The sequence below is a fragment of the Vibrio sp. Y29_XK_CS5 genome (genome assembly GCF_024181835.1).
GTDB lineage: Bacteria > Pseudomonadota > Gammaproteobacteria > Enterobacterales > Vibrionaceae > Vibrio > Vibrio harveyi.
On the sequence record NZ_JAMZAM010000001.1, the window covers coordinates 83,573 to 107,390 of the forward strand.

Below are 23,818 nucleotides of genomic sequence, written 5' to 3' on the forward strand. Positions count from 1 at the left end.
ATATGTCGTCATACATTGATAACGCGATCGGTGGTTGGATTCGCAATGCTGAAAAAACAGGTGAGCTGAAAGACAACCCTTACAGAGGTAAAAAGCTCGACCTTGAAGACTATTTTAAAACACCCGCTGAGCACCGAATGGGTATGAAGATTCTTAAAGACGCAAACTGCCTACCGCCAGCGGTGCAAATGATGCAGCTTATCGAGAAGAAGCAGAAAGAATTCGAAAGCTCAGAAGATCCTGAAACGAAAGAAGTGCTGAGAAAGGAAATTATGGCGCTTAAGTTGAAGAAAGATCTTCTGATTGAGGCTAATAACTGATCTCAGCAAAACATGTGTATTCGTCAGTGGGTATTCGAATCGATCAATAACGATCCCAGTACGGTGTATCAGTGCCGAGTTTTTCGCTGATGAAGTCAATGAACACTCGCACTTTCAATGGCATGTGTTTGCGCTCTGGAAACACCGCATAGATGGCATGCTCAGGGAGAGAGAACTCTTCCATAAGCGGTTTTAAGTTACCGGCTGCAAAGTCTTTGGCGGCGATGAAGGTCGGTAATTGTGCGATGCCAGAGCCTCTTAATAGCAACTGGCGAATCGCTTCACTGTTGTTGACCACAAAGTTGCCCTTCGGCAGTACCTTATATTCGTTACCGCTGTTGATGAACATCCATTCCACCCCGCCTCGGAAATACGAATAACGCAAACAGTTGTGTGTCACCAAATCGCTTGGTTTGGTTGGTACGCCAAATTCTTCTAGGTATGCGGGAGAGGCGCACAGTACGCTTTTACACGGAGCAAGGCGCTTAGCGACAAGGTTAGAAGTCGCAAGTTCGCCAATGCGAATCCCCAAATCAAAGCCTTGTTCGACCAAATCCACCATGGCGTCTTCTAGCTGCAAATCGACCTCAATTTTCGGATAACGTGCAAGAAATTCGCTGATAAGTGGCGCAACGTGCAAAACGCCAAAAGACATAGGGGCGGTGATTTTAAGCCTACCTTGGGGTGAACCTTGCAACTCAGAAACGGCATCGACGCCTTGCTGAGCAAGGTTGACTGCTTGTGAAGCGTACTCGAAGTATCGACGTCCAGCTTCGGTTAGGCTGAGCTTTCTCGTAGTGCGATTAAGCAAGCGAATGCCGAGGTCATCTTCGAGTTGGTTAATGCGTTTGCTTATCGCCGATTTAGTCAGGTTTAACTGCTTGGCGGCAAGGGAAAAGCTGCCGCATTCGACGACAGCGACAAATACTGGCAGTGACGCAATGGCATTCACGGCGTGCTCCTAGGTTATTGGGATTATCTATTATTAATTTTATTGTTGAGAAAAACGATACAATCATTTTCCAATTATAGAGATTATCTTCAAGAAGAAAACAATTAGACTATGCGGCAGAAAACGACCTGGATATTGGAAAGAAGAAAATGAAATACGATTGGATCTTGTTTGATGCTGACGAAACCTTGTTTCACTTTGATGCCTTCAAAGGTTTGCAGCTAATGTTTTCTCGCAAAGGCGTAGACTTCACCGAGCAAGATTTTGCCCACTACCAAACGGTCAACAAGCCACTTTGGGTAGATTACCAAGATGGTAAAGTGACAGCAGATGAGCTCAAGCACAAACGCTTTACTGAGTGGGCAGAAAAGCTCAATACCACGACGGCGGATCTCAACACGGCATTCTTAGAAGCGATGGCAGACATCTGCACTTTGTTGCCGGGTGCGAAAGAGTTGATGGAAGCGCTGCAAGGTAAAGCCAAAATGGGCATCATCACCAATGGCTTTACCGAGCTGCAAGCGATTCGTCTAGAACGCACAGGTATGAGCGATTACTTCGAGCATGTGGTGATTTCTGAACAAGTCGGTATTGCCAAGCCGGATCTAGGCATCTTTGAGTACGCGATGACGCAAATGGGTAACCCGTGTAAGACGCGCGTCTTGATGGTGGGTGACAACCTGCATTCTGATATCTTGGGTGGTAACAACTTCGGTATTGAAACATGTTGGCTGAACACCACAGGCGCAAGTGTGGATGAGCGCATTGCACCAAGCTACACGGTGGAATCGTTGAATGAGCTTAAGAGCATCCTCATCGCTTAAGCTTAAGTAAAGAAATAAACGGAAAAAGCGCTGATTTCTCAGCGCTTTTTTGTTTTTATCGATACTGTTTTGTGTCAATCGATCTTGCTTATTAGTTTGCGTTTTTTTCAGTCAATTCGCCTTGAACTTGTTGTTCTTTCTCACCAAGCTTGAAGTAAATCTTGCCGACGATGACTTCTGAAATCAGGATGGTAAACACCACCGCAAAGAAGGCGACGACACCGTTCCAAGGACCACTAAAGTCAACCTTGTCACCAAATAGGATGTTAATTGCTTCTAGCATCACGAACTTCGAACCGACCAAAATAACGTAAGTCGAAAGACCGCGATAAATCTTAGGTGCCGTGCCCGGTTTCGATTTAAAGTACTCTGCAATTTTGTGTTCCGCTTTAATAGATAGCTTCAAGAGCAACTGAAGAAGCAATGCCGCGGCGAAAGAAATCGTAAATGAATCAATCGTTACGAAATCCCAGTATTCGTCATAGAAGTTCAGTACCGTAAGGTCTACCAATACCGCCAAGGTATAACCAACAAACAGACGTTGTGGAGTGTTGAAACCGTAGACTTTATCCGATGCGCTCATAAGAACCCTCAATCAATAATGAACAAGTTTGCAAAGCCATGCCTTGCGTCGATGGGTTAACTATATGAGTTCCTCGAATTGAAAACTTGCCATTTCGCGCCATCCTAACCATTGCGATGAATGATTGTTTTGATTGGATATATTGAATACCAATAAGCGCGTTGAATTTGAAAACCGTCTACAAACTGACACGCAAACAGCGTTAGAATGGCGCTTAATCCAATAAGTAATTTCGAAGAATCAAGCAGTAAGGACTCTCATGGCAGACATCAAGCAGCTCGACAGCAAAGTGGTGTATCAAAATAAATGGATGACGGTACGTGAAGATAAAATCCAACGCCCTAGCGGAGCCGAAGGCATTTACGGTGTGGTCGATAAGCCAGACTGTGCGGCGATTCTGGCTATCGATAACGGTGTGATTCATTTAGTACAGCAGTTTCGTTACACCGTAGGGCAACGTTGTTGGGAAATCCCGCAAGGGGCGTGGGAATCAAATCCAGATGCGGATCATCTTGAGCTAGCAAAAGGTGAACTTCGTGAAGAGACCGGCATGCAGGCTAATAAGATGGAGTACGTTGGTGCGCAGTTCATCGCTTATGGGTTCTTAAACCAGACTTGCCACGTGTACTTCGCGAGTGAGTTGTCTGAAGTGGGCAATCAGCTAGACAGCGAAGAAGAAGATTTGATCACTCGTTCGTTTTCTGTCGAAGCGTTTGAGCGCATGATGATAGACGGCGAAATCAAAGACTGCGTGACCATTGCCGCTTATGGTTTAGCAAAATTGAAAGGCTTAGTGTAAGTAATAGAGCGAGCCGAAGTTTCGTTGGTGTAAAAGGCTCGTGATGAGCCTTTTAACGGTAAGTTTTGAGATGAATCATCGCCGCATGTTGTTACCATTGCAGTTTGGCGTAATGCTACTCACCACCGCCGCCGTCTCCCCCGAAGTCTCCGCTGTCAGCATCGAAATCGTTAGAATCGGTGGCGGGTTGTTGTTTGTTGCAGTCCTGAATTTCTGCGTAAGTCAGTAAAGCACTGACGCTTACAAGATCTGTCGCTTGGTCAAACAAGGCAAGTGAGACTTCTGATTGAAATTCAACATGCTCACCCAGCTCTTGGCTTAGCCCTATCGACACGTAAGTGGTTTGGTTAATGAACATGCCGTATGCGAGAAGGGCGAAAGCGTCGTCTGTTTTTCCATCTTCTTTGAGTGCCCAATCGATCTCTTTCTTCGCGTAATCCGTTTTCTCACCATACTTGAGCACGAGTTTAGGTGTAATGTCTTTTGCGATTTCTCGAATTTGGCGGTTTCGTTTCCAACTTCCAAACATAATGATTTCCTTTCAACAGGCGGTTAATCTTGGGCTATCGTCTCTCTAGTACTTCAATGAGTTCATATCGGTACAAACTTGTATCTGCTGGCGCATTCTCTGGAGTAAATTGCTGGATGCGTTTGACTTTTAAGGTGTACTCATAGCCGGGTTCAAATTCAAAACCGTCAATTTGATCATAGAAGTAGTTACCGTCCACGACCATGCACTTCATTGGAGCCACACCCACGCAGTCTACACGCTCAGGAGCGACATGAATTGTCATTGTGTTCATGGTGTCATCAGAATTGCGCTGAGCACAACCAAACAGCACCGCTGCCATCATAGGCAATACAATATAGTGTTTTAGATTCATTCTTTGTTCCTTAAAAAGTGACCAAATTATCATAGCAAGATTGACGAAAAACGACCTTGAACTTTGCGTTAGGGGCTTTATACCCAAGTGGTTTCAAGATGCAGGGTTCAGAGCGTTGTCATTGAGTCGAGTTCAAGGAAAACAATGCAGCGTAATAGCTAGCTCTTGCCAAGTTGTATATAGTATTTCATTCATAAACCTTTGGCGGAGCAGTAGCGTGAAATTATTGGCAGATAAAACTGGTGAACAATTTTTGCAAATTTTAGATGAGCAAGGTGACACGTTAACGGTGCAATTCATCTCCAATGAAGGTGAGCCAAAAGGGCAGCCATTCAAAGATTCTCTCAAAGGGTTGATATTGGCGGGTTGGTCTCATCGAACAACATCGACTGCGATTGGCATCTCTCGATTCAAAAAGGGCTATCTTGAAGATGCGCATGTGAGTTTTGCGTTGCATCGTCTCTATCCTTTGGGACGCAAAGTAAAGCTGCCAAGTGGAGAAATCGTTCAAATCGCAAGTTATGCCAATACTCACGTTGATGGTTATTATATGTTTGTGCGTCGTGAAGGGGAGCAAGAATTGGTGCGTATGAAGATGTCACCTGATTGGTTGCTAATGCCGTCAGAAAAGCTACTTGCTCTACCTTATTATCCTCGTCCTCGAACTCAAAAAGAGCTAGATGTGATTGATGAATTCGATAGCTGGGCTGGTGGCTTTTAATCGTTAGCTTATCGATAATCAAACCCAAATCGCGCTAAGTAGTGCCAGACTTTCTTCAAATCTTGCTCGTCAAACGCTTTTGCTTTTACCGCTTCACCAATGATACGTGGTGCTAGCGTACCATTTTCTGCAACCTGATTTGCGATGTCTAAAATGTTTTGTCCTCGGTAGTCTGGATAAAGATTGATGTCTTCTATTGAGACACAAAAGCCACTGTGCCAACGAATTTCAACTGGTAAATCGCGAGCGTAATCTTCTACCTCTGTGCCTTTAAATGAAGGATCGAGCACCAAGGCTCGAATATCTTCCTCCAAGCGCAAATCGCCGTGGATTTGAGTTTCGATATAGGCGTCCAACCTGTCTGGCGCTTGTGCGTTTAACTCATCCAACAAGGCTTGAACACGTTCAATGGTGGCGAAGTGCTCTGGCTCGAAGAAGCTATCTGGGTAACAAAATGTCGCTCGCTTAGTGATTTCTGGTTTCAATAAGAAGTAGCTCGACCCAAATCTTGGTGAAGCGCCAACTTCTGAACCTGAGAAGTTTAACGCGCCATACTTTGGGCGTTGATTTGGTTGGCTATTGTCGTACACACCATCAAACACGCGTTGCTCCCAACGCCAACGCTCTCCGCCTTTATAAGCTGTTAATCCGCCATTGCTTGTACCGGTTTCAAACTGAGATTTGAGCTTTCCGTCTTGCGCAATTGCTTTGAGAAGAGGTATGCCTTGAGAGGTCAAACGATCGGGATGGAAGTTAATTGTGACCGAAAATGGATGTGATTGAGGTGCTCCAACAGATTTCGAGCGAATGATTTCAAGAGCGCGTTGAGTTAAAGGATGTTCGAGCATGACGTTGACCTCAGAGTTTTCTTTCAACTTATCGAGTTCGAACGACGAATACAATCTCTGGCTTATGAATGGGAATAAGGCAATTAGAACCTCTCGACTACAGAGAGGTTCTATGAGTTTCGTTAGCTTAGAAAGGATGGTTTGACAATTGATTCGTACTTTCTAGCATTTTTTCTGCCACGTAGTGGTGTGTTGCTGTGGTCGGGTGCGTTACGTCCCAGAATACAAACTTATCAGAGCCAGAAGACGCACACTCAGAACGCAATGCATGATGGTATAGGTAATCCACCGATGAAGAGCGGTTGATGTCTTGGCAAGCTTGGCTCGCGTTTACAAAACCGTGTTGCTCTGGATTTGCTGTTAAGCTTTCAAACAGTGCATGCGTATCGTACAAGGTAACGTTGTAGCCTTGTGCAGTGTAATACGCCGCTTGTGCTTTGATGAACTCATTCATTTCCACGATCTTCGCGCGGATCTTGTTGATTTCTTCTTGAGTCGAGTAGGTAAACTGTGGTGCACGTGTTGCATCTGGTAGTGTCATCAACAACAAGTTCTTCGCACCTGCATCGGTCAGTTTAATCAAGGCTTCCGCGTAGTCTGACTTCACTTCTGGCACGCTACGGTTGTAGTTCATGAAGTCATTTAGACCAAACTCAAGGGTAAACAGGGTATTAGCAGGCTTGTAGTTTTTCGCTAATTTCGCATATGCCAAGTAAGAGGAAACTTGCTCACCTACACCAGTCAGAGCGATGTATTGGTTTTCGCCTGCCGCGCCACCTACAGCCCAGTTGTATAGCGGTAAGTTTTTCGCTTGAGCAATGTACTCAGTCCACACAAAACCGTTTGAGAAGTGTCCCAAGAACCAGCTATTTGGATTCGGGAATCGCCATTGTGATGCATTAAAGATGTTGCCGGTATCAGACAAGCTGTCACCCAACGCTACGACCTTGTTGATTTGGTCTGGCTGCATGACAGGGTCGTTGCTCCAGATGGTATGGTTGTAGGAGAAACGGTTATCGGCTGCAAAGAAGGTGATGTCAGCATTTTCATTTGCTAGGTCAAGAGTTTGCTCACAACGTTGCTTGATAACACTTTGCGGTGTGTCTGTGTAGAACATGTTCTTGAAAGAAACCGAACTCCACCAGTAGCCATCAAGCGTGAAGTAACTGCCGTCTGGATTTTCTGCCCACTCCCAATCGGTCGCAGGTTCATCTTTTGAATAACTGGTGCGGTACCAGCAGCGGACATAAGTGTAAGTTTGTTTCGCTTGCGCGCTTCTCACTTGAGAGGCACTGACCATCTCTGGAGACAATGTTGGCTCGGCAGCGTGAGCAAAACTTAGTGGTAGTAATAATGCACTAAGTAACGTAATAGTTTTATTCATGATTCACTCTCTGTGATGATTATCGTCATGATTTAGGTGAGAATTTATCTCACCAAACGTCCTCATTCTGAGTAAATACCCTACTTAGTCAAATATCTAATTATTCATTCTGTCAATTCTGGTACCGCGTTCAACTTTCAATAGATTTAGTAAATAGCATAATTTTATAAAATCTAGAATAATTACTCACTAACATTAATTTAACATGCACTTTTGGCGTTAATAAGTAATTGCTTTATAAGAAAATTGGTTCTCTTTTGATGTTCACTTTATCTGTTGATTAAATGATCTTTTATTAACAATTATGCATTCACAAAATCAATTGTTTGGATTTTTTTACAAATAATCTATAGCTGAGTAGCTCATGTTAATGATAGGTGAATGATTTTTCATGAGCGTAAAGTGAATAAAAATCAGCTCAAAAAGGAATAGAGCAAATGCATCACACAACAACTAAATTAAATGGCTTGTTTTCATTGTCTGCCGTTGCAGTGGCACTGACATTTTCGATGTCAGCGCATGCGGCTCCTCTGACGGGGTTCGACGAATCTAACTTGCCGACCAAATACATCGTCAAATTTAAAGAAGATACGTCCAGTCCTTCAGCATTGGGTGGGAACTCATTCTGGGGACCACGTATCGCGCAAGAGTCGGTCTTAGATCAGCTCAAAGCGCGTAAAGTGGAAAAGCTAGGAAATCGCGCGATTTACAGCGTGGAAATGGAAGACTCGGAGTTGGGGCAACTGCGTAACCGCAGCGACGTGGAATACGTTGAAATTGACCCACCGCGTTATCTGTTAAGCGAGACTATCCCTTGGGGCTATGAGGCGGTGAACGCTCAGCTTCTGGATGACTCAAATGCAGGGAATCGCACCGTGTGTATCATCGACTCGGGTTACGATTTGGCGCACAACGATCTGAGTGGCAACCGAGTGTCGGGTACAAACGATAGCGGTACAGGTTCTTGGAGTGTTCCGGGGAACAACAACGCTCACGGTACGCACGTAGCAGGTACGATTGCCGCGATTGCCAACACGGAAGGCATCAAAGGCGTTATGCCGAACCAAAACGTGAATTTGCACATCGTTAAGGTGTTCAATGAAGCGGGTTGGGGCTACTCATCCAGCTTGGTGAAAGCGGTACAAACTTGTGCTGACAACGGCGCGAACGTCGTAAATATGAGCCTTGGTGGTAGCCAGTCGAGTGTGACAGAAAAAAACGCGTTGCAAACCATTTACGACCAAGGCGTGTTGCTGATTGCCGCTGCGGGTAACGATGGTAATACTGCGCACAGCTACCCAGCATCTTACGATTCAGTTATGTCCGTTGCGGCGGTGGATGATAAGCGTGATCACGCGGCGTTTTCCCAAGCGACAGACCAAGTTGAAATCGCAGGTCCGGGCGTAGCAATTCTGTCTACGGTGACTGTGGGCGAGGGTAAGCTTTCAGACATTCGCTTGAACGGTGTTAGCCAGTTCGATCGTGGCATCGTTCCTCACAACCGCTTGATCCAATCGGGCGGCAGTTACGGTCCTGATCCAGTAGCTGGTTCTATCACGGCGACACTGGCAAGCTGTGACGTATCTGGTAGCAGCTTCAGCTGTGGTGATATGACGGGCAAGATCTGTTTGACCGAGCGTGTGGGCAACCAATCATCAGGCAACTACCCAGAAATCGATGCAGTTCAAGCGTGTTACAACGCAGGCGCAAGTGCGGCTATTGTGTACAGTAACTCTGAGCTTCCGGGTTTGCAGAATCCTTTCCTTGTCGATCAAAACAACGCGGCGCGTATTGTGTCGGTGACAGTTGATCGCGCTTTTGGTCAGGAGCTATTGGGCTATGTTGGTCAAGACATAACCGTATCGACCACCAAGGGTGAAGACTACGAGTACTACAACGGTACTTCGATGGCGACGCCGCACGTAACCGGTGTTGCAGGTTTGGTTTGGAGTTACCATCCAACCTGTACCGCAGCACAAGTACGTAACGCATTGATCAAGACAGCAACGGACATCGACGTAACAGGTCGTGATAACCGCACTGGTCATGGTCTTGTGAATGCTGAAGCAGCGAAACAATACCTAGACGCTGGCTGTAATGGTCCGGATGGCGGCGGCTCTGGCAACGACAACGTTCTAGAAAATGGCGTGGCGAAAACGCAGCTTTCTGGCGGCAGCAAATCAAGCACAGTATTCGTGTTTGACGTTCCTGCGGATGCAACGCAAGCGACATTCAACATGAGTGGTGGCTCTGGTGATGCTGACCTTTACGTGCGCTTTAATGGCACACCAAGCACCAGCACTTACGACTGTCGTTCATGGGCGGGCGGTAATGGCGAAAGCTGTAGCTTGAACGTCTCTGGCGCAGGGCAATATGAAGTATTGGTTTACGGCTACAGCGCGTACTCTGGTGTTTCTCTTGTAGCTGCGCACAACGGCTCGGGTGATTCATCAGGTGGTGGTTCTGCACCTTCTAGCTACACCAACTCGAATGCAGTAGCAATTCCTGACAACAGTTCTGCAGGTATTGTAAGCCCATTAGATGTGGCTCGCTCTGGCGATGCAGGTTCAGTGACTATCGACTTGGATATCACTCACACCTACATTGGCGATCTTCGTGTCACGCTAACGTCACCAGATGGTGGTCAAGTAGTACTGCACGACAATGCGGGTGGTGGTGCAAACGACATTAAAACCAGTTTCCAAGCGGATTTCTCTGGTTTTGAATCACAAGGCACATGGGAACTTAAAGCGGTGGACAATGCCAGAAGAGACACAGGCACCATCAACAGTTGGACTCTGACCTTTCAATAAGGAGTGACTATGAAGAAGTTGACCTTACTTTCTTTGTCTGCGGTAGGCGCTACCGCATTATTGGCAATCGGACTGAGCTCAAGCAGCTTGGCAAACAATCAAGGATTTCCTCTCGTGGATGAACGCCAAGATCAAGCCGAGCAGCAACCTGCACGTTACTTTGTTAAGTATCATGAAGGAAAAGAGAGCGAAGTGAGAGCGCTTCTTCGTCAGCACAACATTGAAGTGGTCGACGCTCTGGTGAAACAACACGTGTTGATTGTGGTGGGTGAACAGGCGGAAGTCGATAAGCTCGTGGATCACAATGCGGTCGAATATACCGAGCAAGAGCCGACAAGAAAGCTGCTATCTAACGGAACTACGCTTCAATAAGCCAAACTTTCTTAAGATAGTGTCAAAAAGAAAAACGCCCCTCACGTGAGGGGCGTTTGTTTTCTTTCTATGATTACTTTTTATGACTGGTTTCTTCTAAAGCCAGTCGCTTGCTATGACTAGAGACTCTTTAGGATTGATGCCGATGAGCCTATTCCCGCATCAATCAAGCCAGTTCTCAGCTAATCATATTCAAGCTAACCACTTAGCGAACAATCAGACCCAGTAAGATACCAACAGCGCCGAAGTCTGCGTCACTGAAGGTTGTGTTAGCAAAGCCTAGGTCACCAAGTACTGGCATTAGGAATACTGGTAGGAAGGTAATCAGTAGACCTTGTGCAAAAGCACCCAAGATTGCACCGCGACGACCACCTGTAGCATTACCAAATACACCTGCTGCAGCACCTACAAAGAAGTGTGGAACAACACCAGGGATAATCACAGTAAGCCCCATCACGTAAAGTAGGAACATGCCCAAAAGACCCGCCGCAAAGCTCGATAGGAAGCCAACCAATACTGCGTTTGGTGCGTATGGGAATACAACCGGACAATCAAGCGCAGGTTTTGCGTTTGGTACTAGTTTGTCTGAGATACCTTTAAACGCTGGAACGATTTCTGCGATAACCATACGTACACCTTGGAGGATAACGTACACACCACCGGCGAATGTGATGGATTGCATCAGCGCGAACATGAACCAGTGTTTACCACCGCTAACTTCGCGTACAAAGTCACCGCCAGCGAAGATACACGTCACCATAAAGATGATGCCCATGGTGAACGAGATTGCCACTGGCGTATCACGTAGGAACAACAAGCTCTTAGGTACGTTCATCTCTTCAGTAGAGTGTTCTTTGTTACCGAACTTGCTGCCAATAAAGCCCGCTAGCACGTAAGAAAGGGTAGAGAAGTGACCAATCGCAACGTCGTCAGAACCTGTTACTTGCTTCATGTACTTATGAGCAATCGCAGGGAAGAACACCATCACAGAGCCCACAACTAGAGAGCCAAGCGCGATCAGTGGAACACCTTTCATGCCGCTAGAAGCAAGGATCGCCGCTACCATCATCGACATAAATAACGTGTGGTGACCCGTTAGGAAGATGAATTTCCACGGCGTGAAGCGAGCGATCAAGATGTTCACTAACATACCGAAGAACATGATCATCGCCATCTCTTTACCAAACGCTTCTTGCGCGATAGAGACGATAGCTTCGTTGTTTGGAACTACGCCTGTGATGCCGAACGCGTGTTGGAAAATTGTCGCAAAGTCACCCAGAGAAGTCACAACCAGACCTGCACCCGCACCAAGCACGATGAAACCAAGAATGGTTTTTACCGTGCCTTTAATGCACTCGGTGACCGGTTTTTTCTGGGCAATTAAGCCGATTAGGGCGATAAGACCTACCAGAACCGCTGGCTCTGAGAGAACATCGTTCATTAAGAAACTGAAAAATTCCATAACGCCACCTTACAGAGCGCCAAGCTCTTGAAGTGCTACAGATAGACGCTCTTTCATTGCCACTTTGTCGACCATGTTATCAAGCGCAACGATGCGTGGTTCAACGCCAAGTGCGTTCAACTGTTCAACGATGTCGTTAGTACCGATGAAGATGTCACAATCCGTACCTTTTGCAGAACCTAGATCGATATGATCCACTTCTGCGTTTACATTCAATTCTTTCACGATGCCTTTGATGCTCATTTCCATCATTAGGCTAGTACCAAGACCGTGACCGCAAACAACCATAATTTTCATAATTCAGACCTTTTCTTTTTATAGGGGTGTATGCCCATTTCGAAGGGCACATCAGGAGTTAGTATTTTTCGATGATCGCAAGAACATCTTGTGTGTTTTGAGCGGTGCAGATGGCTTCTACATGCTCTTCATTCATAAACAACTCAGCCAGTTTAGAAATCGCATCCACGTGTGAGTTACTGTCTGTCGCGGCTAGCGTAACCAGCATTTTCACTGGGTCGTTACCTTCAGAATCGAAGTTCACGCCGTTTTGAATCACCGTGATGGCAAGAGACAAACGGTTAACGCCATCTTCAGGGCGAGCGTGTGGCATTGCCATACCAGGACCTACCACGTAGTAAGGACCGAGCTCTTCGTGTGAGCGGTAAATAGCGTCCACGTAGCTTGGCTCAATCGCGCCATTTTCAATCAGTGCTTCACAGGATTTGCTCACCGCATCTTTCCAGTCAGTAGCATCAGAATGGATGCGAATCACATCAGAGGTAATCAGTTCACGTAGCATTGGATCTTTCCGGTTTGTTGTTTTGTTGATGGGTACTTTATCGATCAATTTGTCAGAAAAACCTGAGAATGATCACAAATGGTAGCGCTATCTGATAGCGCTATCATAAATTGTGATAGCGCTACCATTTTTATCAGTCATCCGAGTTTCATATGCTTGTGATCGACTTCTAATGCGTTAATATCAAAACCAATAAAACGCTGTGGTAAGATGTCGCGGCAGAAAATAGAGAACACTAAATAAGAACAATGAGCGAACCTCGCAAACGAAGAAGTACTGGCAATGTCACCTTGGCGGACGTCGCTAAAAAAGCCGGCGTAGGCACCATGACGGTGTCGAGAGCATTACGAACGCCCGAGCTAGTATCTGACAAGCTGAGAGAAAAGATTCAACAAGTGGTTGATGAGCTCGGCTATATCCCGAATAAAGCGGCAGGGGCTTTGGCGTCTGCTGAAAGTTACTCCATCGCTCTTATCATTCCTTCCCTGTTTGAAAAAGCTTGCGCGCTTTTCTTACCGAGCTTTCAACAAGCGTTGAACAAGGCTGGTTATCAGTTGCTGCTTGGTTACAGCGACTACTCGGTAGAGCAAGAAGAGAAACTGCTTTCGACATTTCTTGAGAGCCGTCCAGCCGGAGTGGTGCTGTTTGGTAATGAACACAGCCAACGTACTAATCAGCTTTTGGAAGCCTCGAACACACCAGTGTTGGAAATTGCTGAGTTAAGTTCGAAAGCCAGTTATCTCAATATCGGTGTTGACCATTTTGAGGTGGGTAAAGCCTGTACTAAGCATGTGATTGAGCAAGGCTTCAAGAACGTGGGCTTCATTGGTGCGCGCGGCGATCACTCCACTTTGCAACGTAAGCTACACGGCTGGCAAAGCGCGATGATTGAGAACTACCTTGCGCCGGACCATTTCTTAACTACGCACGAAGCGCCATCTTCACAATTAGGTGCGGAAGGATTGGCAAAACTATTGCTGCGCGATTCAAGTTTGAATGCTCTGGTATGTAGCCATGAAGAGATTGCGATTGGCGCATTGTTTGAGTGTCATCGCCGCGTGCTGAAAGTCCCGACCGACATTGCGATTATTTGTTTGGAAGGCTCTTCCATGGGTGAGCACGCCTATCCAAGTTTGACCTGTGCGGAATTCGACTACGAACGCATGGGGACGAAAGCTGCAGACAAGTTACTGCAAGCCATTAAAGGTGAGCCTGTAGAGCACGCAACGGACATGGGCTTTAAGCTAAAACGCCGAGCGAGTACTGCGATCAACTAACCTCATTTGGTTAGAAACTAATACGTGATACAAAAAACCTCTCGATGCTGAGAGGTTTTTTATGCGTGAGAATAATGATTCTCTACTAAGGACGCTCACCAGCCGCTAGGCGACGTTCGATATCTGCAACCACTTCTGGGAAGTCAGCAATGGTGTCGATGAGATAGTGTGGCGAGCTCTTGAGCAGTTTTGTGCGCGCTTTTTCACGAGCGGCATTAAGTGTTGCTTCGTCCGCGGCTTGGTATTCTTCAAACGTTAGACCCGCTTCGTTACCAGAAAGCAGCAAGCCAACGGTCCACATACCGGCGTTGTGACCTTCATCGATGCCCGGTGCGGCGTCATCCACTTTGATGCACGCATTAACGTCGGTAACATTCAGCTCAATCACGTTCTTCAGTGCCATAAATGGTGCAGGGCGACCACCTTGTGGCAGGTCATCCGTTGCTACTACGTAATCTGGTTTGTAGCCGTAATCCGCTGCAACAGGAATCAGTACATCCATCACTTCGCGAGGGTAACCAGAACAAGAACCGATCTTGATGCCTTTGTCTTTCAGAGCGTTCACAACTTCAATCGCATTAAGGATTGGCTCTGCGTGGTCAGCCACTTTTGCTTTTTGCAGCGGCATGAATGCTGCGTAGATAGCGTCGATGTCTTCGCTGGTCATTGAGCGACCAAACTTCTCATTCCAGCGCTTATCAACTGCAGGAATACGACCCACTGCTTGGATGTGATCCCACTTACCAAGCCCCATTGGTTCGCGCGCTTCTTCAAGGTCGATTTCGAAATCAAATCCTTGTTTGAATGCTTCCACAAAGATGCTAGTTGGCGCAAAAGAGCCGAAATCGACGATAGTGCCAGCCCAGTCAAAGATCACTGCTTGAATTGGTGAGTTGCTCATGTTCAATCCTTTTTCTTGCTTGCCAGAGCGCTGCCTACACATTGGAACTGCGCTCAGGATAAATTGGTTTTTGTTGAGGTCTATCGACCCTAAAAGTAGTTAAAGTCTTTGCACACTTTGGCGATGGCTTCTTCGAAGATCGCCAACGCTTCTGTCAGTTGTGCGCGAGTGATGATCAGCGGTGGGCTGAGTTGAATCACATTGCCTTGCGACACCTTGAAGCTCACGCCGTTGTTGAGGCATTGGTACAACACAGCTTCCGCTTCGTCATACGCGCGTGCTTTGCTTTCGTGGTCAGTGACCAGTTCAATGCCCCATAACATGCCGATGCCACGCACATCACCAATCACTGGGTATTTGGCTTTCATCTCTAGCAGCTTTTCACGCATGAACTGGCTGTCGGCTTTGGCTTTATCTAGCAAGCCGTCTTGTTCAATGGCTTCCATAGTTGCCAGTGCTGCAGCACAACCGATAGGGCTTTTCTCATGAGTGTAATGACCCATTGAGATTTGCTCAGCAGTGTTGTATTTGTCTTTGGTTACCATGGCAGCGATAGGCACTAACCCTCCGCCCAAACCTTTACCGATGCAGAGCATATCTGGCTCGATGTCATAGGCTTGGTAGGTAAACCATTCACCACTGCGACCCATGCCGTTAGGGATGTCGTCGATGATCAGCATGACATTGTGTTTGTCACAGATTTCGCGGATGCGTTTCCAATAGGCTTTACTCGGCACTTGTACGTCGGTATTACGAACCGCTTCTGCGATAAACGCGCCCACGCCACCTTCTTTCTCAATCACGTACTCAAGGTAGTCGGCGTAATGCACGTCGCTGCCGTCCGCGACAGGGAAAGCACCACGGTAAGATACGGCTGGTGGAATGCGTTCAACACCTGCCATTAATGGTCCCATTCCTTGACGAAAACACGCTTCGCCGCCCACTGAGATGGCATCCAATGATGCGCCGTGGAAGGAATCCCACAGAGACACCACCTTGTAGTTGCCCGTGATGTGGCGCGCTAGTTTAAGTGCCATGCCAACCGCAGATGTGCCACCCGGAGCAAACAATACGCGGTTCAATTCGCCGCCACAGATTTGGGTGAGTTTTTCGGCACATTCAATCGCAGTTTCATTGGTAAAACGACGTGGTGAAAACGGCAGTTTGGCAATTTGCTCTTGCACACGGTTAATCACATGCGGATGACCGTAGCCCAACTGATGGACGTTATTGCCATGGAAGTCCATGTACTTTTTGCCGGTAGCATCTTGGATGTAGATGCCTTCTGCTGCTTCCAATGTATCTAAGCAAGGCGTTGACATGGCTTGATGAAGAAAGACCTCCGAATCACGCTTCAACAATGCTTGCGTGCGTTCGTCGTCCATCGATGCACTCCAAGCTTGGCGCGCTGGTGTTGTGTTGACATCGCCTTCGCTGCGGAAATGGGTCGGTTTGATATTCTGAGTCATAACGCTCTCTCAATCAGAAGGCTGCTTTACGCAACTTGCCAGTACATTGCTTTTTCAATTGCACCGATTAAGCGCTCGATATCTGCTGGGTAAACTTCGCCAATGTTGCCGATACGGAAGCAATCTGCGTTCGACACCTTACCCGGATAAATCACGAAGCCCTGCTCTTTCAAACGTGTGTAGAACGCTTTGAACTGGTAATCACTGTGCGTCGGAGAGTAGAAAGAAGTGATGATTGGCGAGTGAAGGTCATCACTCAGTAGCGGTTCGAAACCCAAAGAGCGCATACCTGCAACCAGTGTTTTCTGGTTAGTTTGGTAACGGCTATGACGAGCCTCAATGCCGCCTTCTTGTTCCAGCTCTAACAATGCTTGATAGAAAGCGCGAACCGTGTGCGTTGGAGAAGTAAAACGCCATTTACCGTGGTTCACTTCCATGCAGTGCCACTGGTCGTAAAGATCAAGGCTCAAAGAACGCGCCTGACCTTGGGACTTTTCGAGCTCAGTTTGTTTTGCAATCACAAAGCCAAAGCCCGGCACGCCTTGAATACATTTGTTTGCAGAGCTGATCATAAAATCGATGCCTAGCTCTGCGATATCGATAGGAATACCACCAAAGCTCGACATGGCATCGAGAATCACCACTTTACCGTGTGCTTTCGCCGCAGAAGCAAATGCCTCAATTGGATTCAGCATGCCAGTGGTTGTCTCACAGTGAACAATCGCCACGTGTGTGATCGCAGGATCCGATGCCAATGCAGTTTCCACCTCGTTCAAGTGTGGCTGTGATGTTTCGCCTGGGGAAACTACATGGCATGGAATATTTAGGTATTCAGCGATCTGAGCGATGCGTGCACCATACGCACCGTTGTCGACAACCAACAATTTTCCATCTTTGCCAATGGCACTGCCAATCGTTGCTTCTACTGATGCGGTGCCGCTACCTTGCATTAGTACACTGGTGTAGCCGTCTTGCTCTGTCGCCAGTTTTACAAGCTTAGTGCGGATCACTTCTACAATGTCTTTGTTGTATTCATCATCCCAAGTACACCAGTCTTTTAGCATGGCTTCACGTACCGTTTCAGAAGTAGATAGAGGACCTGGAGTCAGTAGTAGGTATTCGTTTTTCATCTCGATTTCCATCAGAATAGGCTAATTGGTCTACACCAAATTTCGAGTTCACTCTAGCGAGGAAGAAAAGGGCAGTAAATAGGCGAATATCCAATTTCATAAAACTTTAATATCCAGAAAATGGCGGATCAATTGAACGATTATTCATCGCGAATTTTCGTAAAACTGCCATTTAATGGTCATGATTTCGTCACAAAGGCTCAGTAGGGTGTATATCGTCAACTGGTACAGACCAAATGAAAACTTAGCCAAATTAACTGGAGAAAATGATGAAAAACCGTTTGATGAAAGGATCGCTGGCTGCACTTGTCTCTCTGCTAGCTACGAATGCAATGGCAGCACAGGAAGTCACGGTTTACACCGCTTTCGAAACTGACATTCTTGCGAAATACAAGTCTGCGTTTGAGAAAGATAACCCAGATATCAAGATTAAGTGGGTTCGCGATTCAACCGGTATCATGACGGCGAAATTGCTGGCAGAAAAGAACAACCCTCAAGCGGAAGTGGTTTGGGGTCTTGCTGGCTCGTCAATGGCACTGCTTAAAGATGAAGGTCTTCTTAAGCCTTACACACCAAAAGGTTTGGAAGAGCTGCACGCGAACCTAAACGACCCTCAATCAAACCAAGCTTGGTTCGGTAACGATGCGTTCTTTAACGCAGTTTGTTTCAACGAAGCGGTAGCGAAACAACTTAACCTGCCTAAACCAACGTCATGGGAAGACCTAACGAAGCCGGTTTACAAAGGTCACATTGCAATGCCGAACCCAGCGTCTTCAGGCACTGGCTACATGCAAGTTTCTGCTTGGCTACAAAACATGGGTGAAGATCAGGCATGGAGTTACATGCGTGACTTAGACAAGAACATTGCACACTACACGCACTCTGGCTCTAAACCATGTGTTCAAGCGGGTATGGGTGAAGTAGCTATCGGTATCTCGATGGCGAGCCGCGGCGCGAAGCTGAAAACACAAGGCGCACCACTAGCGGTTATCACACCAAAAGGCATCGGCTGGGAATCAGAAGCCGTTGGTCTAGTAAAAGAGTCGGATGCAGCGAAGCGCGTTGTCGACTGGTCAATCTCTAAAGCAGCAAACGAGCTTTACGTAGAAATGTACCCGGTGGTTGCACATAAAGAAGTGAAAGCGACTGTGTCTAACTTCCCTAATGTTCAAGAGAACATGGCGAAGATGGACTTTGCGCAAATGGGCAGCAAGCGTGCAGAGATTCTAGCGGCTTGGTCTGAAAAGTTTGACGCGAAATCAGAGCCAAAGTCTTAATCGAATTTGCTTTGAGTTGAATACTGAAATCCACCTCGGCTGAGGTGGATTTTTTGTTTTTGGAAGAGGCGAGAGTCAAAAGCCTTAAAGCAGCAACCCCACCTAACCTCCCCTTGGCTTTAACTTCTGGGGACTACAACAGTCACGCTGGTAAAGGGGAGGGACTAACTGTACTTGTTGTTCGTGATAGTGAAAGCATCATAGTCTGTATAAAGGGGGGCACTAAGCTAACCACGAAAAAGAAAACCCTCCCCCTTGATAACCACATTCAAATGCTTGGCACATTATGCTGAGAAAAGGGGGAGTTGGAGGGGGTTGTAAGCCTAGAAACAAACCTCATCACCCTTCATCTATTTGTCATCTTCTGGCTATAAATTTGTCATTGGAACGTAACACTCGAAAACTAAAGTTGGTATATACCATTTGGAGCGTGTGTTATGTCAACTAACCAACATTACCTAAATATCGAAAATGTAGTGAAGCAATTCGGACAGTTCACTGCATTAAAGAAAATCTCGCTAGCGATTGAAAAGGGCGAGTTTGTTTGTTTTCTTGGTCCTTCTGGCTGCGGTAAAACCACTCTGCTACGTGCCATTGCAGGTTTAGACTTGCCAACGTCTGGTGCGATTTTTCAAAACGGTCAAGAGACCACATTCCTACCACCAGAGAAGCGCGATTTCGGCATCGTATTCCAATCTTACGCGCTGTTTCCGAACCTAACTGTGCAAGAGAACATTGCAGTGGGTTTGAAGAACCAAGGCATGTCGACCAAAGAAGCGTTAGAGAAGGTGGATTATTGGTTAGAAACCATTGGTCTTCCAACCTCCGGCGAGAAATTTCCTAACCAACTTTCTGGTGGTCAACAGCAGCGTGTGGCACTCGCTCGCGCATTAGCGTTGTCTCCGGGTCTACTGTTACTTGATGAGCCGCTGTCAGCGCTGGATGCAAAAGTACGTGTTCACTTACGTGACGAGATTTGTAAGCTGCAACGTAAGCTGGGCATCACCACCATCATGGTTACGCACGATCAGGACGAAGCATTGTCGATGGCGGATCGCATCGTGGTAATGAACCATGGCGTGATTGAGCAAGTCGGCACACCTCAAGAGATCTACCAACAACCAGCAACGCGCTTTGTCGCTGAGTTTGTCGGCAGCATGAACTTTATTGAAACCTCAGCCGCAACGGATTCTCAGGTACGCATTGCAGAAACATTGATGCCAGCGCCAAGCTTGACCAATCGTAAGATCCAACGTGGTGACCGCTTCGACCTTGCGGTGCGTCCTGAAAGCATCAAGTTCGTTGAAAACTACACCAACTCTTTACCAGTGCGAGTTACGGCAACTGAGTTTTTGGGGGCGTTTTTCCGCATTGATTGCGTATTGCAAAACGACAGCTCAACGAAAACCATCGTCGTGGATGTGCCTGTGGAAACGGTTCAAAAACTCAATATCAAGGCGGGCGATGTACGTTACATCCAGTTTGCTGAAGAAGGGCTGCATGGTTACGCCGTGCCCTCGGTTGATAAAGCGCTAGCGGCGTAGGTGTAAACATGAATGCGAAGACAATGACGATGAATAGCCTGACCACACAAGACAAAGCAAAATCCTTACTCGGACGTGTTAGCCGCGACAACCTTGTGTTGTTCGGTTTGCTCGCTGGTTTGTCGACCATGATGGTGCTGTTCATCTTAATGCCGCTTTGGGCAATGTTGACCAAGAGTGTGCAAAATGCCAATGGCGAATTTGTCGGTCTGGCAAACTTTGCGACGTACTTTTCTTCTTCAAGCTTGTGGGTGTCGGTGGGTAATACCTTCACTTTGGGCGTGATTGTGACCTCGGTAGTCGGTGTGCTTGCGTTTGGTTATGCCTACGCGCTGACTCGTTCATGCATGCCGTTTAAAGGTTTGTTTCAAATTCTAGGTACTGCGCCGATCCTTGCGCCTTCGTTGTTGCCGGCGATCAGTTTGATCTTCCTTTTCGGCAATCAAGGCATTGCTAAAGAGATGCTGTTAGGAAACTCGATTTATGGCGTGATTGGTATCTCGATGGGTTTGATCTTCTGGACCTTTCCTCATGCATTGATGATCTTAACCACTTCGTTGCGCACTTCTGATGCTCGCTTGTATGAAGCAGCCCGCGCACTGAAAACTTCACCCATCAAAACCTTCTTTATGGTGACGTTACCTGCGGCGAAATACGGTTTGATCAGTACGCTTATCGTGGTCTTTACGCTGGTTATCACGGACTTTGGTGTGCCGAAAGTGATTGGGGGCAGCTACAACGTTTTGGCGACTGACATCTTCAAACAAGTTGTGGGACAGCAAAACTTTGCCATGGGGGCGGTGACTAGCATTATGTTGTTATTCCCTGCGGTAATGGCGTTTGGCGCAGACCGCTGGGTACAGAAAAAACAAAAGAGCTTATTCGACACTCGCTCGGTGCCTTATCAGCCAGAACCTAATAAAGCGCGCGACAGCATCTGTTTGGTCTACTGCAGCATCATTTCTATTGCAGTGCTGGCTGTGCTTGGCATGGCGGTGTATGGCTCGTTAGTTACGTTCTGGCCTTGGAACAAAGCGTTGACGCTAAACAATTACAACTTTGCCGAAATGAGCACTTACGGTTGGAGCCCATTCTTCAACTCACTAACGCTGGCAGGTTGGACGGCAGTTATTGGTACAGCCATCATCTTTGTCGGTGCGTACTGCATTGAGAAAGGGCGTGCGTTTGGTCCAATTCGCCAAGTGATGCAAATGCTCAGCGTGGTGCCAATGGCGGTTCCGGGTATGGTACTTGGCTTGGGTTACATCTTTTACTTCAATGACGCGAACAATCCTCTGAATGTGCTTTATGGCACCATGGCATTCTTGGTGATTAACACGGTAGTGCATTACTACACGGTGGGTCACATGACCGCCCTGACAGCGCTAAAGCAGTTGCCATCGGAGATTGAAGCCACTGCGGCATCGGTGAAGCTTCCTCAATACAAGTTGTTCTTTAAAGTGACATTACCTGTGTGTTTACCTGCGATTTTGGACATTGCGACTTACTTGTTTGTTAATGCATTGACCACCACTTCTGCGGTAGTATTCCTTTACTCAACCGATACGATTCCGGCTTCGGTCTCGATTCTGAATATGGACGATGCAGGTCAAACTGGCGCTGCTGCGGCAATGGCGGTGATGATCATGATTGCTGCTGCAATTGCGAAGATTGTTCAGATGACTTTGGGTAAATTGTTAGAGAATCGCACACAAGCTTGGCGCAAAAGATAAGGACACTTCGTGCAATACGTAAAAATTAAAGATTCGATTGTTGAACAGATTGAAGCGGGCATGCTATCGCCGCGTCAAAAACTGCCAGCAGAGCGTAAGTTGGCGGAGTCGTTCGATACTACACGCGTCACTCTGCGTGAAGCTTTATCACTGCTGGAAGCAGAAGGTCGAATCTATCGCGAAGATCGCCGAGGTTGGTTTATCTCACCCGAGCCATTGCGTTACGACCCAACCCAAACTCTGAACTTCCCGAACATGGCGAAAGCGCAAAATCGCGTGCCAAAAACGGAGTTGGTCGCAGCAAAAGGAACGTTGGCAAACAAACAAGCGGCACGCTTGCTGGACTTGCAACCTTTCTCGGACGTGTATCGAGTCGACCGTGTGCGATACCTTGAAGATAGACCTGTAGTATTCGTAACAAACTATATTCGCCCAGAGCTGTTTCCGAATCTGCTGGACTATGATTTGTCAAACTCACTGACGGACATTTACCGCGAGCATTATGGCGTGACGTATCAAAAGATTCGCTACCGCATTTCAACCAGCACTTTGTTGGGTGAAATGGCTCAGGCACTGCGCGCGACAGCCGGTACGCCAGCGATGGTGGTGGAGCGCATCAACTATAACCAACACGGTGAGTTGATTGATTGCGATATCGAATATTGGCGACACGATGCCATTAGCATTGAATCTCTGGCGGAACTCCATCGTTAAGTGGATTTTCTCATTATCTAAGGCTCCATCTCGGGGCCTTTATTTTATTCAGACAGGAACATTGAAATGGATTTGTTGGCGATGGGTCTCGTCGTTTTCTCTGCTGTTCTTCATGCGGGCTGGAATATCCTTGGCAAAAGCAACTCAGGCTCTGGACTCGCGTTTACCATGGCCGCCAGCTTTTCTGCATGTTTCATTCTTACCCCTTATTTGATTTGGTATTTGGCAACCATTGGCTGGACATCATTGCCGAGTGAGTTTTGGGGATTGCTGCTCATTAGCGGCATTTCACAAATGGTTTATCTGGTTGGTTTGATTGTCGCTTATAAGCACGCAGACGTGGGTGTGGTTTATCCGATTGCTCGGGCACTGCCTGTGATGATGGTCGGCGCAATCAGTGTTGCATTGGGACATGAATTATCTAGTCAGCAGTGGCTTGGATTCTTACTAATTACTCTTGGTTGTATGCTGGTACCACTGACGAATTTTCGTCAGATGACATTGAGCTCTTATTTGAACGTTGGTGTGTTCTGGGCATTGATTGCCGCAATAGGCACAACGGGTTACTCGGTAGTCGATAAAGAAGCGCTGAGCTTACTCACAGGACAAGCATCAGAGATCTTGAATGATCAGTACAGTGCAATCTTCTACTTGGGCGTGCAGTTTTGGGCGATTGGTATTCCAGCCCTTGTATGGTGCTTAGTTATGGGCAAGCCAGATGAGATTAAGACAGCGTGGCAGATCCGCAAAACAGCCAGCATGGCAGGGGTAATGATGGCATCCACCTACGGCTTGGTGTTGTTTGCGATGACCATGACAGACAACGTAAGTTTGGTGGTGGCACTAAGGCAAATCAGCATCGTGTTTGGATTGTTTATGGGGATTTGGTTTCTGTCTGAGAAATGGTATCTCACTCGGGGTATTGGGGTTACTTCGATTCTGGTGGGGATTATTTTGGCATTAACGCATTAACTAATGTGCGGGATATGCGCCCGTAATACAAAAAAGAAAA

At 46.9% G+C, this 23,818-nt stretch carries 24 protein-coding genes; 12 read left to right on the top strand and 12 right to left on the bottom strand.

Features of this window, described 5'->3' with window-relative positions; all coding sequences use genetic code 11:
- Positions 1–2 precede the first annotated feature (2 nt).
- Positions 3–320 carry a DnaJ family domain-containing protein gene (locus tag NL647_RS00385; protein ID WP_009696887.1) on the top strand — a complete coding sequence of 106 codons (318 nt, stop codon included), beginning with the start codon at positions 3–5 and terminating at the stop codon, positions 318–320.
- A gap of 43 nt (positions 321–363) precedes the next feature.
- On the opposite strand, the gene NL647_RS00390 is transcribed toward NL647_RS00385, so the two are convergent.
- A complete protein-coding gene (locus NL647_RS00390) occupies positions 364–1,272 on the bottom strand; it encodes a LysR family transcriptional regulator (protein WP_005432509.1) in 909 nt (302 codons plus the stop codon).
- Between the two features lie 149 nt (positions 1,273–1,421).
- On the opposite strand from NL647_RS00390, the gene yjjG reads away from it, so the two are divergent.
- The gene (gene yjjG, locus NL647_RS00395; RefSeq protein WP_005445424.1) at positions 1,422–2,096 is read left to right on the top strand and encodes a pyrimidine 5'-nucleotidase; all 675 of its coding nucleotides are present in this window, start codon (positions 1,422–1,424) and stop codon (positions 2,094–2,096) included.
- Positions 2,097–2,187: 91 nt separating this feature from the next.
- Here yjjG and NL647_RS00400 read toward each other — a convergent pair whose 3' ends face one another.
- The gene (locus tag NL647_RS00400) at positions 2,188–2,679 is read right to left on the bottom strand and encodes a hypothetical protein (RefSeq protein WP_005445423.1); all 492 of its coding nucleotides are present in this window, start codon (positions 2,677–2,679) and stop codon (positions 2,188–2,190) included.
- A 259-nt stretch (positions 2,680–2,938) separates the two neighbouring features.
- On the opposite strand from NL647_RS00400, the gene NL647_RS00405 reads away from it, so the two are divergent.
- Complete coding sequence (locus NL647_RS00405; RefSeq protein WP_005445422.1) at positions 2,939–3,478, top strand: NUDIX hydrolase; 540 nt, start codon at positions 2,939–2,941, stop codon at positions 3,476–3,478.
- Between the two features lie 115 nt (positions 3,479–3,593).
- On the opposite strand, the gene NL647_RS00410 is transcribed toward NL647_RS00405, so the two are convergent.
- Both NL647_RS00410 and NL647_RS00415 read right to left on the bottom strand, forming a co-directional pair.
- Positions 3,594–4,007: a DUF6559 family protein gene (locus NL647_RS00410; protein WP_253649456.1), complete on the bottom strand. Its 414-nt coding sequence runs from the start codon at positions 4,005–4,007 to the stop codon at positions 3,594–3,596.
- 34 nt (positions 4,008–4,041) lie between these two features.
- A complete protein-coding gene (locus NL647_RS00415; RefSeq protein ID WP_005445420.1) occupies positions 4,042–4,362 on the bottom strand; it encodes a DUF4377 domain-containing protein in 321 nt (106 codons plus the stop codon).
- Between the two features lie 217 nt (positions 4,363–4,579).
- Here NL647_RS00415 and NL647_RS00420 point away from each other — a divergent pair, with 217 nt between their 5' ends.
- Positions 4,580–5,083: a hypothetical protein gene (locus NL647_RS00420; protein WP_005445419.1), complete on the top strand. Its 504-nt coding sequence runs from the start codon at positions 4,580–4,582 to the stop codon at positions 5,081–5,083.
- Between the two features lie 8 nt (positions 5,084–5,091).
- Here the strand turns inward: NL647_RS00420 and NL647_RS00425 are convergent, their stop codons facing one another.
- Together NL647_RS00425 and NL647_RS00430 are read right to left on the bottom strand one after the other, a co-directional pair.
- On the bottom strand, positions 5,092–5,931 hold the full coding sequence (locus NL647_RS00425; RefSeq protein ID WP_050934824.1) for a DUF3626 domain-containing protein: 840 nt from the start codon (positions 5,929–5,931) through the stop codon (positions 5,092–5,094).
- Between the two features lie 127 nt (positions 5,932–6,058).
- Positions 6,059–7,318 (bottom strand): SGNH/GDSL hydrolase family protein, encoded by a 1,260-nt coding sequence (locus NL647_RS00430; protein WP_086028060.1) that lies wholly within the window; start codon positions 7,316–7,318, stop codon positions 6,059–6,061.
- A 434-nt stretch (positions 7,319–7,752) separates the two neighbouring features.
- Between NL647_RS00430 and NL647_RS00435 the strand changes: the two genes are divergently transcribed.
- Together NL647_RS00435 and NL647_RS00440 are read left to right on the top strand one after the other, a co-directional pair.
- A complete protein-coding gene (locus NL647_RS00435; protein WP_253649457.1) occupies positions 7,753–10,128 on the top strand; it encodes a S8 family serine peptidase in 2,376 nt (791 codons plus the stop codon).
- A gap of 9 nt (positions 10,129–10,137) precedes the next feature.
- Complete coding sequence (locus NL647_RS00440; RefSeq protein WP_253649458.1) at positions 10,138–10,500, top strand: ATPase; 363 nt, start codon at positions 10,138–10,140, stop codon at positions 10,498–10,500.
- Positions 10,501–10,705: 205 nt separating this feature from the next.
- Here the strand turns inward: NL647_RS00440 and NL647_RS00445 are convergent, their stop codons facing one another.
- From NL647_RS00445 to NL647_RS00455, 3 genes are read right to left on the bottom strand one after another with little or no spacing between them, the layout of a single operon-like run.
- On the bottom strand, positions 10,706–11,962 hold the full coding sequence (locus NL647_RS00445; RefSeq protein ID WP_005384349.1) for a PTS ascorbate transporter subunit IIC: 1,257 nt from the start codon (positions 11,960–11,962) through the stop codon (positions 10,706–10,708).
- 9 nt (positions 11,963–11,971) lie between these two features.
- On the bottom strand, positions 11,972–12,259 hold the full coding sequence (locus NL647_RS00450; protein ID WP_005374080.1) for a PTS sugar transporter subunit IIB: 288 nt from the start codon (positions 12,257–12,259) through the stop codon (positions 11,972–11,974).
- A gap of 58 nt (positions 12,260–12,317) precedes the next feature.
- Entirely contained in the window at positions 12,318–12,761 is a 444-nt protein-coding gene (locus tag NL647_RS00455; protein ID WP_005384357.1) for a PTS sugar transporter subunit IIA, read from the bottom strand.
- A 248-nt stretch (positions 12,762–13,009) separates the two neighbouring features.
- Between NL647_RS00455 and NL647_RS00460 the strand changes: the two genes are divergently transcribed.
- A complete protein-coding gene (locus NL647_RS00460; protein ID WP_005442357.1) occupies positions 13,010–14,038 on the top strand; it encodes a LacI family DNA-binding transcriptional regulator in 1,029 nt (342 codons plus the stop codon).
- An 85-nt stretch (positions 14,039–14,123) separates the two neighbouring features.
- Here the strand turns inward: NL647_RS00460 and phnX are convergent, their stop codons facing one another.
- From phnX to phnW, 3 genes are all read right to left on the bottom strand, one after another.
- Positions 14,124–14,939, bottom strand: a complete 816-nt coding sequence (gene phnX, locus NL647_RS00465) for a phosphonoacetaldehyde hydrolase (protein WP_253649459.1) — start codon at positions 14,937–14,939, stop codon at positions 14,124–14,126.
- A gap of 89 nt (positions 14,940–15,028) precedes the next feature.
- Complete coding sequence (locus NL647_RS00470) at positions 15,029–16,408, bottom strand: aspartate aminotransferase family protein (RefSeq protein ID WP_253649460.1); 1,380 nt, start codon at positions 16,406–16,408, stop codon at positions 15,029–15,031.
- A 26-nt stretch (positions 16,409–16,434) separates the two neighbouring features.
- Positions 16,435–17,538, bottom strand: coding sequence for a 2-aminoethylphosphonate--pyruvate transaminase (gene phnW, locus NL647_RS00475; protein WP_253649461.1), 1,104 nt, complete (start codon positions 17,536–17,538; stop codon positions 16,435–16,437).
- Positions 17,539–17,804: 266 nt separating this feature from the next.
- Between phnW and NL647_RS00480 the strand changes: the two genes are divergently transcribed.
- From NL647_RS00480 to NL647_RS00500, 5 genes are all read left to right on the top strand, one after another.
- Positions 17,805–18,815, top strand: a complete 1,011-nt coding sequence (locus tag NL647_RS00480) for a putative 2-aminoethylphosphonate ABC transporter substrate-binding protein (protein WP_253649462.1) — start codon at positions 17,805–17,807, stop codon at positions 18,813–18,815.
- Between the two features lie 437 nt (positions 18,816–19,252).
- Positions 19,253–20,359: a putative 2-aminoethylphosphonate ABC transporter ATP-binding protein gene (locus NL647_RS00485; RefSeq protein ID WP_009705055.1), complete on the top strand. Its 1,107-nt coding sequence runs from the start codon at positions 19,253–19,255 to the stop codon at positions 20,357–20,359.
- An 8-nt stretch (positions 20,360–20,367) separates the two neighbouring features.
- Positions 20,368–22,092 (top strand): putative 2-aminoethylphosphonate ABC transporter permease subunit, encoded by a 1,725-nt coding sequence (locus NL647_RS00490; RefSeq protein ID WP_253649463.1) that lies wholly within the window; start codon positions 20,368–20,370, stop codon positions 22,090–22,092.
- A gap of 9 nt (positions 22,093–22,101) precedes the next feature.
- Positions 22,102–22,806 carry a phosphonate utilization transcriptional regulator PhnR gene (gene phnR / locus NL647_RS00495; protein WP_017635094.1) on the top strand — a complete coding sequence of 235 codons (705 nt, stop codon included), beginning with the start codon at positions 22,102–22,104 and terminating at the stop codon, positions 22,804–22,806.
- A gap of 66 nt (positions 22,807–22,872) precedes the next feature.
- Complete coding sequence (locus NL647_RS00500) at positions 22,873–23,778, top strand: EamA family transporter (RefSeq protein ID WP_239911210.1); 906 nt, start codon at positions 22,873–22,875, stop codon at positions 23,776–23,778.
- Positions 23,779–23,818 lie beyond the last annotated feature (40 nt).

Bases quoted from the DNA above. Each gene is read 5' to 3' on its own strand.
- NL647_RS00445 (WP_005384349.1), bottom strand. From the start codon at position 11,962: ATGGAATTTTTCAGTTTCTTAATGAACGATGTTCTCTCAGAGCCAGCG.
- NL647_RS00400 (WP_005445423.1), bottom strand. From the start codon at position 2,679: ATGAGCGCATCGGATAAAGTCTACGGTTTCAACACTCCACAACGTCTG.
- NL647_RS00385 (WP_009696887.1), top strand. From the start codon at position 3: ATGTCGTCATACATTGATAACGCGATCGGTGGTTGGATTCGCAATGCT.
- NL647_RS00425 (WP_050934824.1), bottom strand. From the start codon at position 5,931: ATGCTCGAACATCCTTTAACTCAACGCGCTCTTGAAATCATTCGCTCG.
- NL647_RS00460 (WP_005442357.1), top strand. From the start codon at position 13,010: ATGAGCGAACCTCGCAAACGAAGAAGTACTGGCAATGTCACCTTGGCG.
- phnX (WP_253649459.1), bottom strand. From the start codon at position 14,939: ATGAGCAACTCACCAATTCAAGCAGTGATCTTTGACTGGGCTGGCACT.
- NL647_RS00450 (WP_005374080.1), bottom strand. From the start codon at position 12,259: ATGAAAATTATGGTTGTTTGCGGTCACGGTCTTGGTACTAGCCTAATG.
- NL647_RS00470 (WP_253649460.1), bottom strand. From the start codon at position 16,408: ATGACTCAGAATATCAAACCGACCCATTTCCGCAGCGAAGGCGATGTC.
- NL647_RS00500 (WP_239911210.1), top strand. From the start codon at position 22,873: ATGGATTTGTTGGCGATGGGTCTCGTCGTTTTCTCTGCTGTTCTTCAT.
- NL647_RS00490 (WP_253649463.1), top strand. From the start codon at position 20,368: ATGAATGCGAAGACAATGACGATGAATAGCCTGACCACACAAGACAAA.
- NL647_RS00410 (WP_253649456.1), bottom strand. From the start codon at position 4,007: ATGTTTGGAAGTTGGAAACGAAACCGCCAAATTCGAGAAATCGCAAAA.
- NL647_RS00405 (WP_005445422.1), top strand. From the start codon at position 2,939: ATGGCAGACATCAAGCAGCTCGACAGCAAAGTGGTGTATCAAAATAAA.
- phnW (WP_253649461.1), bottom strand. From the start codon at position 17,538: ATGAAAAACGAATACCTACTACTGACTCCAGGTCCTCTATCTACTTCT.
- NL647_RS00440 (WP_253649458.1), top strand. From the start codon at position 10,138: ATGAAGAAGTTGACCTTACTTTCTTTGTCTGCGGTAGGCGCTACCGCA.
- NL647_RS00435 (WP_253649457.1), top strand. From the start codon at position 7,753: ATGCATCACACAACAACTAAATTAAATGGCTTGTTTTCATTGTCTGCC.
- NL647_RS00455 (WP_005384357.1), bottom strand. From the start codon at position 12,761: ATGCTACGTGAACTGATTACCTCTGATGTGATTCGCATCCATTCTGAT.
- NL647_RS00485 (WP_009705055.1), top strand. From the start codon at position 19,253: ATGTCAACTAACCAACATTACCTAAATATCGAAAATGTAGTGAAGCAA.
- yjjG (WP_005445424.1), top strand. From the start codon at position 1,422: ATGAAATACGATTGGATCTTGTTTGATGCTGACGAAACCTTGTTTCAC.
- NL647_RS00480 (WP_253649462.1), top strand. From the start codon at position 17,805: ATGATGAAAAACCGTTTGATGAAAGGATCGCTGGCTGCACTTGTCTCT.
- NL647_RS00415 (WP_005445420.1), bottom strand. From the start codon at position 4,362: ATGAATCTAAAACACTATATTGTATTGCCTATGATGGCAGCGGTGCTG.